This is a genomic window from Aureimonas sp. AU20 (assembly GCF_001442755.1).
Classification (GTDB): Bacteria; Pseudomonadota; Alphaproteobacteria; order Rhizobiales; family Rhizobiaceae; genus Aureimonas.
In genome coordinates this window covers 1,053,509-1,069,937 of sequence record NZ_CP006367.1, presented here as the reverse complement: position 1 = coordinate 1,069,937, position 16,429 = coordinate 1,053,509, and the positions used below count along the sequence as shown (strand labels likewise).

Annotated in this window: 12 protein-coding genes; 8 read left to right on the top strand and 4 right to left on the bottom strand. The window is 68.8% G+C overall.

Annotated elements, in window-relative coordinates:
• Window positions 1-133 precede the first annotated feature (133 nt).
• From M673_RS04880 to M673_RS04870, 3 genes are read left to right on the top strand one after another with little or no spacing between them, the layout of a single operon-like run.
• The gene (locus tag M673_RS04880; protein ID WP_061974071.1) at window positions 134-1,171 is read left to right on the top strand and encodes a glycosyltransferase family 2 protein; all 1,038 of its coding nucleotides are present in this window, start codon (window positions 134-136) and stop codon (window positions 1,169-1,171) included.
• On the top strand, window positions 1,168-2,340 hold the full coding sequence (locus tag M673_RS04875; protein WP_061974069.1) for a glycosyltransferase: 1,173 nt from the start codon (window positions 1,168-1,170) through the stop codon (window positions 2,338-2,340). The genes M673_RS04880 and M673_RS04875 overlap by 4 nt, the downstream gene beginning before the upstream one ends.
• A gap of 38 nt (window positions 2,341-2,378) precedes the next feature.
• Complete coding sequence (locus tag M673_RS04870) at window positions 2,379-3,314, top strand: DUF6492 family protein (protein WP_061974067.1); 936 nt, start codon at window positions 2,379-2,381, stop codon at window positions 3,312-3,314.
• Window positions 3,315-3,326: 12 nt separating this feature from the next.
• Here the strand turns inward: M673_RS04870 and M673_RS04865 are convergent, their stop codons facing one another.
• The 3 genes from M673_RS04865 to M673_RS04855 form a co-directional block, all read right to left on the bottom strand.
• Entirely contained in the window at window positions 3,327-3,902 is a 576-nt protein-coding gene (locus M673_RS04865; protein ID WP_061974065.1) for a transglutaminase-like cysteine peptidase, read from the bottom strand.
• 303 nt (window positions 3,903-4,205) lie between these two features.
• Window positions 4,206-7,100, bottom strand: a complete 2,895-nt coding sequence (locus M673_RS04860; RefSeq protein WP_062215129.1) for a hypothetical protein — start codon at window positions 7,098-7,100, stop codon at window positions 4,206-4,208.
• Window positions 7,097-7,450, bottom strand: coding sequence for a hypothetical protein (locus tag M673_RS04855; protein WP_061974061.1), 354 nt, complete (start codon window positions 7,448-7,450; stop codon window positions 7,097-7,099). Before M673_RS04855 ends, M673_RS04860 begins: the two co-directional genes overlap by 4 nt.
• A gap of 377 nt (window positions 7,451-7,827) precedes the next feature.
• On the opposite strand from M673_RS04855, the gene M673_RS04850 reads away from it, so the two are divergent.
• The 4 genes from M673_RS04850 (at window position 7,828) to M673_RS04835 (ending at window position 13,627) form a co-directional block, all read left to right on the top strand.
• Window positions 7,828-9,036 (top strand): polysaccharide biosynthesis/export family protein, encoded by a 1,209-nt coding sequence (locus M673_RS04850; RefSeq protein ID WP_061974059.1) that lies wholly within the window; start codon window positions 7,828-7,830, stop codon window positions 9,034-9,036.
• Between the two features lie 95 nt (window positions 9,037-9,131).
• Entirely contained in the window at window positions 9,132-10,145 is a 1,014-nt protein-coding gene (locus M673_RS24515) for a hypothetical protein (RefSeq protein ID WP_061974057.1), read from the top strand.
• A gap of 251 nt (window positions 10,146-10,396) precedes the next feature.
• Window positions 10,397-12,691, top strand: coding sequence for a polysaccharide biosynthesis tyrosine autokinase (locus M673_RS04840; protein ID WP_187301300.1), 2,295 nt, complete (start codon window positions 10,397-10,399; stop codon window positions 12,689-12,691).
• Between the two features lie 18 nt (window positions 12,692-12,709).
• A complete protein-coding gene (locus M673_RS04835) occupies window positions 12,710-13,627 on the top strand; it encodes a hypothetical protein (RefSeq protein ID WP_061974053.1) in 918 nt (305 codons plus the stop codon).
• Here the strand turns inward: M673_RS04835 and M673_RS04830 are convergent.
• Entirely contained in the window at window positions 13,612-15,081 is a 1,470-nt protein-coding gene (locus tag M673_RS04830; RefSeq protein WP_061974051.1) for an O-antigen ligase family protein, read from the bottom strand. The genes M673_RS04835 and M673_RS04830 overlap by 16 nt on opposite strands.
• A 341-nt stretch (window positions 15,082-15,422) precedes the next feature.
• On the opposite strand from M673_RS04830, the gene M673_RS04825 reads away from it, so the two are divergent.
• The gene (locus tag M673_RS04825; RefSeq protein ID WP_061974049.1) at window positions 15,423-16,235 is read left to right on the top strand and encodes a metallophosphoesterase family protein; all 813 of its coding nucleotides are present in this window, start codon (window positions 15,423-15,425) and stop codon (window positions 16,233-16,235) included.
• The last annotated feature ends 194 nt before the right edge of the window (window positions 16,236-16,429 follow it).

Here is a 16,429-nt window from a genome sequence, read left to right as displayed (position 1 = left end):
ATATCCTACATAGTTTGGGTGAAGCAAAATTGAGACAGCTCATGGTGTGCAACGCTTGAGGTTCCACTGCTCGCTGCCGAAGGGCTGATCGGGCCTGTCGCCCTAACGAATTTCCACGCCGGAGCAACATCCGATGAACGACGGCACGCCGCCGGCTCGCGAAGCGATTCTGCTTGCGATACCGGCCCTGAACGAAGCCAACACCATCATCGGCGTCCTCGAGCGGCTGACCCGCAATCCCCCCAAAGGATATGACCTGCGTGTCTGCGTGGTGGATGGCGGCAGTACCGACGGGACCACCGAGCTCGTTCGCGCCTACGCCCGGCAGCACCCTTTCGTGTTTCTGGAATGCAACAGTCGGCGCATTCAGAGCGCTGGCGTGAACCTCGCGGTCGCCCTTCATGGCGAGGGCGCGCGCTGGCTGGTTCGCTGCGACGCCCATGCGAACTACCCCCGTGATTTCCTGCGCCGCCTCCTGCGAACGCAAGCCCAGACCGCCGCCAGTTCCGTCGTGGTGCCGATGGATTCGATCGGCTGCACGCGCTTCCAGAAGGCCGTCGCCTGGGTGTCGGATAGCCTCGTCGGCTCGGGCGGATCGGCCCATCGCGGCGGGCGCAGGAGCGGCTTCGTCGATCACGGCCACCACGCGCTGATCTCGCTCGACCTGTTCCGGCGCGTCGGCGGCTACGACGAAAGCTTCACACACAACGAGGACGCCGAGTTCGACTGCCGGCTGCGGGCGCTCGGCGGCACGATCTATCTCGACGGTCGCATTCGGCTGGAATATCACCCACGCGATAGTTTCCACCGCCTCTGGCGGCAATATTTCAACTACGGCAAGGGCCGCTCGCGCACCGTGCGCCGGCACCCGACCTCGCTGCGTCCGCGCCAGTTCGCGGTGCCGAGTTTCCTGGCGCTTTGCTTTGCCTGCCTTCTCGCCTCGCCTTTCCGCGCCGAATGGCTGCTCCTGCCGCTGGTCTATCTCGCGGCGCTGGCGGCGACCTCGCTGCAGATCATGTGGAAGCACCGCTCGCTTTGCGGCCTTCTGGCCGGGCCCGTGGCGGGCGTCATGCACGCGGCCTGGGCCTGCGGCTTCTACACCGGGCTGATCAAGACGCGCGAGGAGCGCTGGCAACCCGACGACGCGAAAACCCTGGCGAAGACGGCATGAGGGACGCGCCCACCGGCGCGCCTTCGCTCGACGCCCTGCTTCTCGACCCTTCGCTCTTCACGCCGGCCTATGATGCCGGTCTTTCCGGCGGCCTCCGGCAGGCGGGCGTTCGCCCGCGCTGGCTGACGCGCCCCTTGCGCGCCGGGGAGGAAGCCGAACTCGACCCCGCCGAATGCGAGCCGGCCTTCTACCGCCGCGTCGAGCGCATCGCGCCCGCCCGCGCCAAGCTACGCGCGCTGGCCAAGGGCGTGTCGCATTTGGCAGATTTGGCCGCGCTGCTGCGCCGTGCCGGGCGGGAGCGGCCGGACGTGCTTCACCTGCAATGGGCCGTCCTGCCGGCCTTCGACGCGGCGGCGATCCTGGCGCTGCGCCGGCGCTGCCCCGTGGTGATGACCGTCCACGACACCGTGCCGTTCAACGGCGAGCGCATTTCCTTCCTGCAGAACAAGGGCTTCGACCTGCCGCTGCGAGTAGCGGACAGGCTGATCGTCCACACCGAGGCGGCACGAGGCAATCTTCTGGAGCGCGGACTTTCGGCCGAGAAAATCCACGTCATCCCTCACGGGCCTCTCGCCCTGAAAGCCCAGCCGGGCGCGGCCGCGCTCGCGAGGGCGCGCGATCCCCGTTTCACGCTCGTCCTGTTCGGCCAGATCAAGCCCTACAAGGGGCTCGACCTCTTGGTGGAGGCGCTGGGGCGGCTCGATCCGGCGTTGCGCGCGAAGGGGCGGGTGATTGTGGCCGGAGCTGCGATGATGGACATGGCGCCGATCACCGCGCGCGCCGAGACGCTGGGGCTCGGCGCCTCGCTCGAGCTGCGCCTCGGCCGGCTCGACACGCAGGCCATGGCCGATCTCTTCCACGAGGCCGACGGCTTCGTGTTTCCCTATCGCCAGATCGACGCCAGTGGCGTTTATTTCCTTCTCAAACCCCTCGGCAAATGGATGGTGGCGAGCCGCGTCGGCATCTTCGCGCAGGACATCCTCGAGGGCGAAGGCGGAACGCTGGTTCCGCCCGAAGACATCGAGAGCTTGAGTTCGGCGCTCGCCGACGCCTTTCTCAGGCGCCCCCCTCCCCGGCCAGCCGGCACCGGCGAAAGCTGGGCCGAGATCGGCCTTGCCACCCGCCGCGTCTACGAGGGCGCGATCACCGAGCGAGCCGCGCCGCGGTGACCCAGCCCCCTGCCCGTTCCAGCGAAAGTCCGTCCGCCATGACGAATCCGCGCGTTGCCATCATCACGCCGTCCTATCGCAACGATTTCGAACTGGCGCGCGATCTCTGCCGGAGCGTCGACGAGTTCGTCCGCTTCGACCACGAGCATATCCTGATCGTTCCCAAGCGCGACGAGGCGCTGTTTGCGCCGCTGGCCGGGCCCAACCGGCGCATCCTGACGCCGGAAAGCATCCTGCATCGCCACGGCATTCACCGTCTGCCGCTGCCGACCCGCATTCCCCTGCCCTTCGGCAAGTCGCGCCGGCTGCGGGAGCAATATTACCTGCGAGGCGCCGGGCGCATCAGCGGTTGGCTGGTGCAGCAGATCGTGAAGCTTTCGGCCGCCGAGTTCTCGAAGGCCGACATCTTCATCTTCGCCGACAGCGACGTGCATCTGTTCCGCCCCTTCACCTTCGACATGCTGCGCCTGGGCGACGCGCTGCATCTCCAGCGCCATGTGCAGGGCCGCGATCTCGACACGCATCGCGGCTGGCGCGCGACCGCCCATCGCCTGCTGGGCGTCACCAAGCCCAAGGCCGAGGAAGCCTTCAACTATATCGGCGTGCTTATCATCTGGCGCCGCCCGGTGCTCGAAGCGCTGCTCGCCCGCGTGGAAACCGTCACCGGCCAGACCTGGCAGCGCGCGCTGACCAAGGCGCGCACCGTGTCGGAATACATTCTCTACGGCGAGTTCGTGGCCGAAGGGCTGGCCGAGCCAAGCGGCCATGCGGCGGCCGATCGCAAGCTCTACAATTCCGTCTGGTCGCCGGAGGAAACGGTGGATATCGAGGCGATCGTGGCCACCGTCGAGCCCCAGCATGTCGCCATGCTGATCCAGTCCACCAACCCGATCCCGATCGAGAAGCGTCGCGCCGCCATTGCCGCCATCAAGGCGCGCGTGCCGGCCGAGGCCAGCCCCAGCACGGGCGCCTGACGCCGGCCGGCGTCAGCGCGACACGGCGCGCCAGACGCGCGGGTCCTCCGCAGAGGCGATCTTCGACCAATGAAGATCGGTCTCGTTCCAGCGTTTCAACTGGCCGAAGCGATTGTCGAGAACCATGTCGCCCGCCGTGGTGGCGACCACCAGCACCGCGTGCCACTCGCCCTCCGCCGTGGTGGCCACCGCCATGCGCAGCGCGCCGGGGGGCAGGCCTTTTTGCAGGAGTGCGCGTCGCTTGGTCAGTGCGTAGTCGTTGCAGTCCCCCTGCGCGACATCGGCGCGCCAGATGTCCACCGCGTCCCGCACCGGCTTGATGCGCCGGTTCACCGCAAGATTGGTGTTGGTCAGAAGCGCCCGGTTGGCGGGCGTCCAGTCGATCACCGCGACGCCGCTGGCGGTCGCGCAGTCGCCCGCATTGGCGAGGCAGAACTGGATATAGGGAAAGGGCGCCAGCGCGCCGGCGCCGGCCGGCACGTGGGAGGCGCGCGTCGCCTTGCCCTCCACGGCCGAAACCTCGCCGGGAAACGCGGCGATGGACAGGAGAAGCGCACCCGTCAAGGTGAGGAACGAGGCTCGGGACACAGGCGGGACTCCTTCCGCTGTTCTTTGCCCAATGGCACCACGCCGCCTCCCGACAGAGGGTTCAACCGCACCTTTGCATTTTATTAAAACCGCATTTTTGGATGTATATCCGTCCGCATCGACAATACATCATCGACAAGCCGAAGATGATTTTCTCCGAATTTGCCGCGAAAGCAGGCTTTTTTTGAGTTGAATTCGGCGGGCATTTGTGGCGCATTTTCCGCAAATGCCAGGCATGGGCGGCCGGCCGCGCGCGCCGCTGCCCGAGGGCGGAAGGAGGGCCGGAGCCCTCCTCCTTGAGCTTCAGGCTTCGGCGACGGTCACGTCATCGAACGGGCGCAGGAGATTGCCGCGCCGTCCGCTGCGCTCGAACTTGTCGATGCCGGCGAAGAAGCGGTCGTCGTCGCCGGGCATCTTGAGAAGCGTCGCGTTGTCGACCGCCTCCTGCGTCGCGCCGCTGCCGGTGAAGATCGGCGAGCCGTTGCCGAAGGCGACCCGCTGGCCGGCGACGAAGGGCGAGCCAGACGCCGTCAGCGTGATGCGGTCCGCGCCCGAGATCGCGGCCGAGAAGCCGGTCTCCAGCCAGCCCGAACCGACCTGCACCGAGCCGCCGACCGGGGGCGCGACGCGAAAGCCGGCAAGGCCGGAGGTGCTGCCGTCGGCACTCGCCAGCGCGCGCCCAGTGGCCAGATCGAAGCGCAGCTCGATCGCCTGCCGGCTGCTGTCGGTAAAGCGCGCCGAGCGCAGAACCGGCCCTTCGGCGCCAAGCCCCGGCGTGAAGAGCGCGGCGCAGCCGACGCCGAGCCGCTCTCCCAGCGTCCGGCTGCCGATCCGCGCGGACGGGTGCGGGCCGGTGTTGTTGGCCAGTTCCAGGTCGAGCGTGTCGCCGAGTGAGCGCACGAAAGCGCGCGCCGCCGCCCATTGCCGCTGGCGTAGCGCCATCGGCCGGTAGGTAAGGCGCTCCTCTGCGGAGGCGGAGCGGCCGGGAAAGGCGAGGCCCCAGGGCGTGTCGGCGCCTTGCGGATAAAGCGCGTCGAGCCGCGCCTTGAACCGATCCATCACCGCAGGGAAGCCGGCGTTGCCGGCCGCGCTTTCCATCGAGGTGTACCAGTACATCCGATAGAGCGAGGGGGCGACGCCGCGAAGTCGCGCCAGATGCACCTGAAGGCGCCCGGTCCGGTTGGTTCGGTCGAGCGGCATACCCTCTTCGCCCCAGAGCGACCAGCGACCGGCCGCGATGGTCTGGCTGGTTTCGGGCGCGGTGGCGAAAAAGCGGAACGAGCCCGAGACGGCGGTTCCGCTGGCGGGCGCCGCCGCGAAGGTGAGGTTCGACACCTTGCCCGTCGCATAGTCGATCGTCCCGGCCGTCACGCCGCTGCCCGTCAGATTGCCCGCACCGTCGTCCACGATATCGATCGTGCCGACGCGGATCGCGAAGGAGCCGGGCACCACGGCCGGCGCCGGGTTGAAGCCCTCGCCCGACAGGCCGGCGGCCGTGGGCGTGAAGGTGAACGCCGTGGCGGCACCGTCCGGGGTGAACAGGGTGGCATAGGCAAAGCGCTTGCGGTCGAAGCTCCAGCCATTGGGATGGGAGCCGGGCACGGCGGTGTCGACGATCATCACCGGCAGGCCGGCAAGACGACGGATCGCCTCGAAGGTGACGATGTTGCCGTCGCCGTGCTGGTCCGCCTTGTAGGGCTGAAACAGCGCGACCGAGCCCTTGGGGCCGCCGAAGCCCTGCGCCTGCCCATGCAACGAGGAGGGCTGCTTGAGAATCGAGAAGAAGAGGTTCGGGTCCAGCGTCGGCGCCAGCTGGCGCCCGCCCCCGCCGCCCACCGTGTCGTCCATCGCATAGCCCTGATAGGCCAGCTGCGACTGGCCGATATCCACCAGAACGAGGCCGATGGCGAGCCGGTCGCCCCCGTTCACCACGTTCGACGGCTGGCCCTTGCGCCGGATCTCGCGGCGAAAGGCGATGGCGGCGGGAACGTCCTTGAGCGTGCCGGAAAAGCGGCGCGCCGTCTTGTCGATCTCGGCATTCAGCGCGGTCCAGCCGACGAGCTCGGCGCCCGTGTCGGCGCGCAACAGCCGCACCTCGAACCCGTCCGCCGGCGCCTCCCCCGCATAGGTGCCGCTGAACGGCACGGTGCCGATCCGCGTCGCGTCGCGCAGCGGCAGAACGAACCGGTCGCCGAACGGGCGCAGGCGCAGCGCGGGCGGCCGGCGCAGCGGCGCGGCGGCATAGGGCGGAGCCAGCGGGGCCTTGCCCGTCTCCACCATGGCTTGCGTCACCGCGCCGCGCGGGTCGGCCGCGACATCGCCCGGCCCCTTCAGATCGGCAGCGAAGCGCAGCGTGCCGGGCAGGCGCGCGGCGAGGCCCGCCGGGTCCAGCGTGCCGCCAGCCAGCTCCAACAGGGTGGCCCCGTCGGGCAGCCCACTCTGGAAGGGAAACGAGCCCCAAACATTGAAGAAGCCCGCCACCGTGCCGCCGGCCGCGAAGCGATTGCCGCCGTCTGCGATATCCACGATGCCGCCGAGCCCGGACAGGAACTCGTAGGACCCGGCCGCCGTCCAGGCCGGCTGCGTGCTGTTGCGGTCGAGATAGCGCCAGGAGCTCGGCCCATCGTTGGGCGTGCCGACCTGAAGCGAGGTCAGGTCCGGCGCGGCCTCGCCGTCGGCGGACACGCGCACGACGCATTGAAACGGCAGGTTGCCCTTCTGGCCGTAGACCAGGAGATAGTCGGCGCCGCGCTCCAGGCTGGCGCTGCGATTGAGGCCCGTACCCCAGCCCCGCGTGATGGCATTCTGCGCCGAAACCAGGACGCTGAGCGGCGTGAGGCCGCCAGCCTCGAAGCCGCCGCGCAGCGTGATGCGCGATACGTCGCTGCTGCCTGATGCGCCCTTGGCGGCTAGAACGAAGTTCACCGCCTGCTGGCGCAGCATTTCATCGACGCCGAAGAAGAAGCCCTGAAACCAGTCCTCCGTCACCAGCGGCAGGGCCGAGGCGCCAGCGGGAAAGAGGAGCCCGCGCTGGTCGGCCTCCTCCAGATGGTTGGCCGAGCCGAAACCATAGGACGTAAAGGAAGGAAGACCGGACGCCATGTCGGGCAGCCGGGCGGAGACGAGGCGCGGCGCGCGTGACAGGAGCCCCGCCCCGAACGGGCGGGCGCTGACGGGAGAGCGGAACAGCGCATTCATGCGTAGAACGACACCGAGCCGACCGTCGCGGCCGGCGCGCGAAGGCATAGATGCGTCGGGCGCGTGACGCCGTCGGGCAGGAATTCGGGAATGCGGCGCGCCGCCGGATTCCACTCCGCGCCCGAGCCGTCGCTGGTGGTGCGCGGATCGGACAGGCTCGTGGTCTTCGTGCCGAGGCGCACCCGCACATGACCGTCGAACGAGAAGAGCGCGAAGCGCGCTCCGTCGGGAAGCGGAACGAGGGTCGAGGTGTCGGCGCTGAGCTTCACCTCCTCCACATAGTCGGGAAAGACGGGCGCCAGCGCTGGCCGATTGGAGCTGAAGGGAAAGTTCTCGATAAACGCTCGCATTGGACCTCCGAGTTGGGAGGCCCATGAGTAGGGGCGCGGCGCGCGAGGGGGATAAATCGGGGAAAGATCGGGGATAAGAAGGCCGCTTTTCGACCTCCGCGAAGTTGCCCGGAACCCTAAATTCTGTTGCGGTGCGACATCACCCACAGGGTTCTTCACCCGAAATCGCGAGAAGATTCGCTTGACCCGGCTTTTTTAGGTATCTGAGTCCGAAGAAAAATGACGCCGCGTTAAGCGGCCCTTTACCACGGCGAGCCCGCAAGCCTCGCCGGGAGGGGCGTTCTGGCGCTGCGGCGCGGTTCTTCCGCGAAGCAAGAAGCGGGTCCAAGCACCGTGATGCACGGCAGCAAGCCGTCGGACGGGATGAGAGGTTTTGTATGCGGTCTTACGGCAAAGCCTATTTCGCGAGCGTTGCGTCAGCCTTGCTCGCCTTGTCGGGCTGCTCGACGTTGCCGCGCTCCGGGCCGGACGATCAGGCGATCGAGCGGCAGGCTTCCGTGTACCTCGCCGCCCAGAAGACCGAGCAGACCCCCTATGCGCTGGTGGATCTCACCGCCAACGTCCTGGGCTTCTTCCCGCTGGAAGCCAACAAGACGCTGAGCACGGGTTTCGGCCCGAGCCGCAAGGGGCCGCCGAGCCTGCCGCTGGGCGTGGGCGACGTGGTGTCGATCACCTTGTTCGAGTCGGCCGCCGGCGGCTTGTTCATTCCCGCCGACGCGGGCAGCCGCCCGGGCAACTTCATCACCCTGCCGAACCAGACGGTCGACACGCGCGGCCAGATCAACGTGCCCTATGCCGGGGCGATCCGTGCCGCCGGCCGCCTGCCGGAAGAGATTCGCGCCGATATCGAGCAGCGCCTCGCCGACCGCGCCATCGAGCCGCAGGTCGTCATCAACCTCGTGCAAAGCCGGTCCAGCCAGATTTCCGTTCTGGGCGATGTGAACGGGGCGGCCAAGATCGAGATCAATCCGAACGGCGAGCGGGTGCTGGACGCGATCTCCGGGGCCGGGGGCCTCAGCGCGCCGGGCCGCGAAAGCTACGTCACGCTCCAGCGCGGCAGCACCACGGCGACGGTGCCCTTCGAGGAGCTTTTGTCCAACCCGCGCGAGAACATCTTCCTGTATCCAGGCGATGTGGTCTACGTGAACCGCGAGCGTCGCACATTCCTGGCCTTCGGCGCTTCGGGTCTGTCGGGGCGCGTGGATTTCGACGAGTCGAACCTCACGCTGGCCGAGGCCATCGGCAAGGTCGGCGGCCTGCTCGACAGCCGCGCGGACCCCGCCCAGGTCTTCCTGTATCGTCTCGTGGACGCGCAGACCCTGGCGCGCATGGGCGTTCAGACCGGCGTCACCAAGGGCGGCGACGGGCAGTTCCCGGTGATCTTCCGCCTGAACCTGCGCAAGCCTGACGGATTGTTCCTCGCGCAGAAATTCGGGATGCGCGACAAGGACATTCTCTATATCTCGAACTCCGACTCGGCCGAGGTGACGAAGTTCCTCGCGGTCGTGAACACGGTGACGTCCGGCGTCGCCGGCCCGGCGACCGACGCCGTGCTGGTTCGCAACGCCGAGAGAACCCTGCGCTGAGGCCCTAGCGCATCAGCGGCCCGGAACGTCTCGCCGGCGTCCGGGCCAATCGATTCCGCGCCGAGGCATTCCGCCTCCATAGGACGAATGCCGTCATGACCCGCTCCCTTCTCCTGTCCGCCTCGGCAGCCCTTTCCCTGACGCTCGGCCTCAACCTCGCGGCGCTGGCGCAGGACGCAGGCGCGCCCGCATCGCCCGCTGCCTCGTCGCCCGTGCCCACTCAAGGATCGCCCTCCGAGGGATCGCCCTCCCAGGCAGCGCCCTCCCAGGCAGCATCAACGACAGCCGAGCCGCAGGCCAATGTCAGCCCCACCGCCGAGGCCGCGCCGCCCACCGGCGCCCCGGCAGGCAGCCCGGCGCCGCAGGAAGTCGCCGCGCTCGCGCCCAATAGCGGCGCGACGCCGCCGGCCGCCTATCTCACCGGCCCCGGCCGGGTCGGCGACATCGAACTGCGGGCGTTTCTCGACAATCCCGCGCAGATGCTCTCGACCTATCCCGAGGGCGGCGCGGCCATGGCCAACCAAGTGCGCCGCCTCGCGGCCTCCTCGGCCGAGGCGCTGCCGGCGCTTCTGACGCTGTCCACCGGGGATGGCCTGTCGCCGTCGCAGCGCGCCGCGATCGGCGCCGGGCTCGCCCGCGCCGCGCAGGCCGGACAGTCCATCGCCCCGTCCTATGCCGCCTTCATTCAGGAAACCGTCGCAGCCTCCGCCAACCCGGCGCTGATCGCGGCCTTCACCACCGCCCTGGCCCAGCCCGCCACGGCCGCGCTCGGCGCGGCGGGCGGTGGCGGCGGGGGTGGTGGCGCGGCCGGCGGCGGCGCCGGTGGCGGCGCGGGCTCGCTTTCGGGCGGCGGCGCGGCGGGCACCTCCAACGGCGCCGGCAGCAACAGCACGGTGGCCAACACGGACGCCGGCTCCAGCGCCTCGCGCCCCTCGACCTCGCTGTCCTTCACCGAAGGCTCGGGGTCCGGCGGCACGAGCTTCGTTCTTCTCGGCGCGCCCGCCGGCACGACGACGATCAACAACACCACCAACACGACCAACATCACCACCGCCCCGACGACGCTGCCGCCCGTCACCGAAAACCGGGACGCCAGCCCGTCGAGCTGAGGGTCGGCGCGACCCGATCGCCCCGCCACCCCAGGTTATCGCTGCATCGCAACAATCCCTTGGCCGAGATGCCGAGGCAAAGTGCCGTGTCGCCTCGCGCAACCCGCCAGCAGCTTCGATCCATAGCCGGCCAAACCTGTTGAATGGCGGCCCGCGGAACGCGAAACCTACATAATTTAAACTTTATTGCATGTGCGAATGCGCCGGAACGGGGTAGGATCGGCCCCGTCCGTTTCGAACAGGATCGCCCCGTGCTGCATTTCCCCGAGACCCGTGCCCCCGACGTTCGATCGTCCGAGGCGGCGGACGATCACCAGTTGGGTGGATTGATCGATTTCGAGCGGATTCTCTCGGCCGTTCGCCGGCAATACAAGCTCGTCATCGCCTGTGCGCTGGGCGGTCTGCTTCTCGGCGTCGCCTATATCCTGACCGCCGTTCCCGTCTACACCGCCTCCGCCGACATTTTCATCGACAAGGGCGCGCCGCGCCTGACGGACCAGTTCAGCGAGCCGACCGCGATCCTTCAGGACGAGGCGCAGATGCTGAGCCAGGTCGAGCTTCTGAAGTCGACCCATCTGGCGGAAAGCGTGGCCAAGCGGCTGCATCTCGCCGAGAACGAGGCCTTCATGAAGGCCTCCCCTTCCGTCATCGGGCGCATCACCGGGGCGGTGAAGAGCCTCGTGACCTTCCTGCCGAGCCTGTTCTGGTCGCCCGAGATCGACCCGAGCTCGGACGAGGAGCGGATCGCCGAGGCCGCCTCGCGCCTCGTGCGCAATGTCGAGGTCGAGCGCGTCGGGCGCACCTATGTGCTGAACCTGCAATACAAGGCGGGAACGCCGGTTCTCGCCCAGCAGATCGCGCAGGGCTATGCCGACGCCTATCTCGACGACCAGTTGGAGGCGAAGTACGACGCGACGCGCCGGGCCGGCAACTGGCTGCAGGACCGCATCGCCGAGTTGCAGCGCCAGTCCTACGACGCCGATCTCGCGGTCGAGAAGTTCCGCACCGACAACAACCTGATCGCCAGCAACGGCCAGCTCGTCAGCGAGCAGCAGCTGACCGGCGTCAGCTCGCAGCTGGTGACGGCCAAGGCCGAAACCGCCGAGGCCAAGGCGCGCTACGACCAGATTCGCGGCCTGATGGAAAGCGGGCGGACCGACGCGGTGGTGAACGACGCGCTGGTCAGCACCACGATCAACAGCCTGCGCGAGCAATATCTCTCGGCCTCGCGCCGCGAGGCCGATATCAGCGCCAAGCTCGGCGCCAACCACGTGCAGGCGGTGCGCCTGCGCGACCAGATGAAGGATTACGAGCGGCTGATCTTCGCCGAGCTTGGCCGCATCTCGGAAAGCTACGGCAACGCCTACAAGGTGGCGCTGGCGCGCGAGCAGTCGCTCGAAGCCAACCTCACGCAGTCCCTGGCGGTGAACGCCGACGCCAACACCACTCAGGTGCGCCTGCGCGAGTTGGAGCGCCAGTCGCAGGCCTTCAAGACGCTCTACGAGACCTTCCTCCAGCGCTACCAGGAAACGATCCAGCAGCAGTCCTTCCCGGTGACGCAGGCGCGGATCATCACCCGGGCCGAGGTGCCGCAGAAGGCGAGCGCGCCCAAGAAGCCGCTGATGCTGGCCTTCTTCACCTTCCTCGGCATCGGCGCCGGAACGGCGGCGGGCGCCTGGCGCGAGTATCGCGATCGCTTCTTCCGCGTCGGCGATCAGGTCATCCGCGAGACGGGCCTCGAGTTCCTGGGCTACCTGCCGCTGGTCAAGCCCAATCCGCGACAGGTCTCGGAAGCCGGCGCGTTGGCCGCGGGCGGCGTTCTCTGGGCGCCGGGGGCGATAGCCGCGCACACGCGCGACCACCCCATGTCCTCCTTCGCCGAAACGCTGCGCAACGTGCGCATCGCCGCCGATGTCAGCCTGCCGGACGAGCGCTCCAAGGTAATCGGAATCGTGTCGTGCCTTCCCTCCGAGGGCAAGTCCACGACCTCCTCCAACCTTGCCGTTCTCCTGTCCTCGCAGGATCGGCGCACGATCCTGATCGACGGCGATCTGCGCAATCCCGGCCTCACCCGCAGCCTCGCCACCCGGCCCGAAACGGGCCTCGTGGAAACCATTCTCGACGGGCGCGGCGACGCCGCGCCGCATCTCCTGTGGGACGCCTCGGGCCGGCTAGCCGTGCTGCCCGCCGTGATGAAGCAGCGCATCTCGCATTCCAGCGAGCTTCTAAGCTCGGCCAGCATGGGCGCCCTGATGAAGGAAGCCCGCGCCCATTTCGACTATGTGCTGGTGGACCTGCCGCCGCTCGGCGCCATCGTGGACGCCAAGGCCTTCGCGCACCGGGTCGACGCCTTCGTCTTCGTGGTGGAATGGGGCCGCACGGCGCGCCATGTCGTGCGCAGCATCCTGCGCAACAATCCGACGGTCGCCGCCAAGTGCCTCGGCATCGTCCTAACCAAGTCCGACAGCAGCAGGATGAAGCTCTATCGCGCCTATGGCTCGTCGGAGTACTATTCCTCGCGCTACGACGCCTATTACCGGAACTGACGGACAGAGCGCCGCTCGATGCCAAGGGAGCGTTCGCCCCGATCGGCCGGCACCGAAGACCGCCGGGAGCCCGGCCCGTCCTCGCCGAGCCAGCGCCTAGCGCGGCGACGCCCGAGCCTGATCGCGCTGGCGCTCGCGGCCGTAGTCGGCGCGCTCTCGCTCGGCTTTCTCCGGGCGGAGATTTCGGCTCTGCCGCTGACGCGCACGGCCGAGGCGCTGGAGGCGGCGCGCGCCCTGCCCCGCATCGCGCCCACCTCGCGTGCGGTTCTGGAAGCGGCCTCGCCCGCCGGCTCCGGCTGCGCCGAGCGCCCGCTGCGCGCCCGGCTCAGTGCCGCCTTGTTCCTGCTCGAGCGCGACGTGGCGGACGGGGTCGATCTCGACACGCGCCTCCAGCGCTTCGAGGCAGCGGACGCGGCCGCGCGCGCCTCGCTCGCCTGCGCGCCGCTGGACGGCCAGACCTGGGCGCGCCTTGCCTCGCTGGAGTTCCTGGCCGCGTTCGAGCCGGTGCGCTACGGCGCGATGATGCGCCTGTCGGCGCGCCAGACCCCCTATGAGGGCGCAGCCATGGCGCTGCGCTGGGTGTCGCTAGCCCAAAGCCCCGATCTACCGGAGCAGCTCGCCGATCCGCTCCTGCGGGTTGATCTCTGCCGCTTCCTGGCCGGCGGCGCGCCGGACGACAGCCTCGCGCTTCTCGCCGCGCTCGACCGGCCGGAGACGCGGGTTGGACTTGTGGGCGTGCTCAGCGCCGTCCCCCTGGATCGGCGAGAGCCCCTTCTGGCCCGCGCGGCCAAGCTCGAACAGGCTCAGGTCACCGAGCTTCTGGCGCGGGCCGCCGAGGCGCCGGCGCTTCCCGTGGAAGCCTGCGGCTTCGACGCGCGCCACCCCCTGCCCCCTTCGCCGCGAAAGCCCGTGCGCTTTCTTCAAACGGCGGGCTGAGCGGCGCTCGCGCGCGCCGCCTCTCGCCTTGCGCCCCGCCCGGCGGCGCGCCGGGAGCCGATCGTGCCCACCGCGCCCAAAAAGGCGGCGGCATACAGCGCCATGCCGGGCACTTGCAGCGAGAAGTCCACGAGGCCGTGCAGCGCCAGAAGGATCACCACGCCCAGCCCGACGATCGGCACATGCCGGCGGCGGATGCGGGCGCGGTATCCCGCAAGCAGCATATGGAGAAGCGCGCCGACCAGACAAAAGGCGAGGAGCAGGAACGGCAGGCCGAGATCCACCAGCGCTTCCAGATAGACATTGTGCGCCCGCGACACGCTGACCGGCAGCGCCGCGCAGTCGGCCTGCCGATAGGCGGGGAAGACCCAGTCGAACGTGCCGAGACCGAACCCGAACGCGGGGCGATCGCGAATGGCCTCCAGCGCCGCGCGGTAGAAGCATAGGCGTCCGTCGTCCACGCCCTCTTGCGCGAGGCGCGCGCTGGACAGGCCGCCGAACAGGCCGACCACGAGCCCGACCAGAAGCAGACCGGACGCGGCGGCGAGCAGGAAGCGCCGGACGCGGCTCGGCCGATCCGCCGGCCCATCACGATGGCCCGTGCCGCGCCGGCTGCCGAGATCATGCAGGATCAGCGGCAGAACCACGGCATAGGCGCCGACCGTCGCCATCAGCGCTCCGCGCGATTTGCTGAGAAACAGCGCGAGCACGCAGAGCACCAGAATCCCCGCCGGCAGCAGCCGGTCGGGCGAAATCGAAAAGGCGCCGTCCTCCGGCAGGAGCCGCGTTCGCGGGCTGAGATCGAGCCCCTTCACCGCGTCCACCAGCCAGGCGAGCGCGGCAAGGCTGGCGACGCCCAGCAGCGCGCCGGCCGCGTTTCGGTTCACCCAGAAGCCGGTGAGACTGTCGAGATAATGCTGCTTCTCGAACAGGAGCAGGCTGCCGGGCGCGAGCGTGACCTGCACGAGGCCGAAGGCCGCGAAGGCTCCGCCGAGCAGCGCCAGAAGGCGCAGCAGCCGCGTCGCCGAGCGATCGTCGTGGAAAAAGGCGAGCGTCGCGGCGAAGGCGAGAAAGGGCGCGAGCGCGGTCGGCATGGCCTGAAGCGTCGCGTAGGGCGCGACGGAGATGGCGCCGGGCAACGCGCCGAGAAAGGGTGAGGCCTCGCTCCAGACGGGATGGGCCAAGGGATTTCCCTCGACGCGAAACGCCTGAAACAGCGCGAAGAGGGCTAGAGCGCCGCCGATTAGAAGCGCGCGGTCGAACAGGCGGCCCGCCCCGCCGGCCGGCCGGCAGAACGTCGCAGCTGACGCCAGAAGCGCGAAGGCGAGCGCCGACAAAAGAGCCGGAATAGGCGTCGCGGCCGCCTTCCAAACGAAGCCGGCCGCCAGCACCAAACAGAACGCGAGGCGCCCCAGCCGACGCGGGTCGAGCCGGGCGCCGATCAAGCCGGCCATCGCATCCGCCTCGTGTGCATTGAGCTCCGCTCCGGTTTGCGACGGAGCCGCGCAACCTGCTCTGAAAAGCCGCACAACGGTCCCCAGACCTCTCCCAACCAGTGGCGATTTCGGGGAGCGTATCGGGCCGCGCGGCGTTGCCTGTCCGGTCGGTTCGGTGCCTGCGAAACGCTGGACACCCTGAGGCTGGAGCCGTGCCGGACTTGGCTGCCCCCAGCGGGGGTGCGTCCTCGGTTCATAACAAGCTCTAGCCTCAAACCCGTCGCACGGTCCGCCGCTCTTCCCTATAACGAGGCCCGCATGAGGGAAACAGCGATTTGGCAAGAACGGTGAAGCGGAGGATGGTGAACTGGTTCAGCAAGCGGCTGCTTGCGCTTTCGAACGGACGCGCCAAGCCTTCGCGCAGCGAACCTGGGCGCGAGCCTCTTCCCCGGCTCGCGCTGCCGGGCGAGCCGACCCTGATCTATGCGATCGGCGACGTGCATGGCTGCCTCGACAAGCTGCAGCAGCTGGAAAAGCGGATCGTGGCCGACGGCAAGCGCACGCCCGGCCTGAAGCTCATCGTCATGCTGGGCGACTATGTCGACCGGGGGCCGAACAGCGCTGGCGTGCTGGATCATCTCATTGCCCCGCCGCCCGAGGGCTTTCGCCGCGTCTGCCTGCGCGGCAACCACGACGACATGCTGCTGCGCTTCGTGGAGGGTTCGGTCGACCCCGAATGGTGGCTGGAGTTCGGCGGCACGGAAACGCTGTTCTCCTACGGCTACGATCTCCAGCACCTGGCCGGCAACCGCCGCCGCGCCCTGTCCGACATCATGCTGCGCTTCGCGCAGGAGATCCCGCATAGCCATCTCGCCTTTCTGAAACGACTTCCCGTCGTCCTGTCCACGCCGCGCTATTTCTTCTGCCATGCCGGGGCGCGACCGGGCGTGCCCCTGGAGGCGCAGAGCGACGAGGACCTGATGTGGGTGCGCGGGCCCTTCCTCGAACACGACGGCCCGCCGTTCGAGCGCACGGTGATCCACGGCCACACGCCGACCAAGCTGCCCTTCCTGTCGCGCTATCGGATCGGCGTCGACACGAACGCCTGCCGGGGCGGCAAGCTCAGCGTGGCGCGCCTGGCGAGCGAGGGCGTGAAGGTTCTTTCGGTCTGAGGTCTGCGGCATGGGCGCGCAGCGGCTGCCGGCGAGGGCATCGACGGGCGTGAGTTGGCGGCCACGCTCCCGGCCAACGCTGCCCTTTCGTCGCAAGCCTCGCGCTGCAATATCTGACGGCACACCTGCCCTATCCTGTTTTCGACCGGGGGTTTTATTTTCTCTATTTGAGAACAACCCTGCGGTTCTAGCAT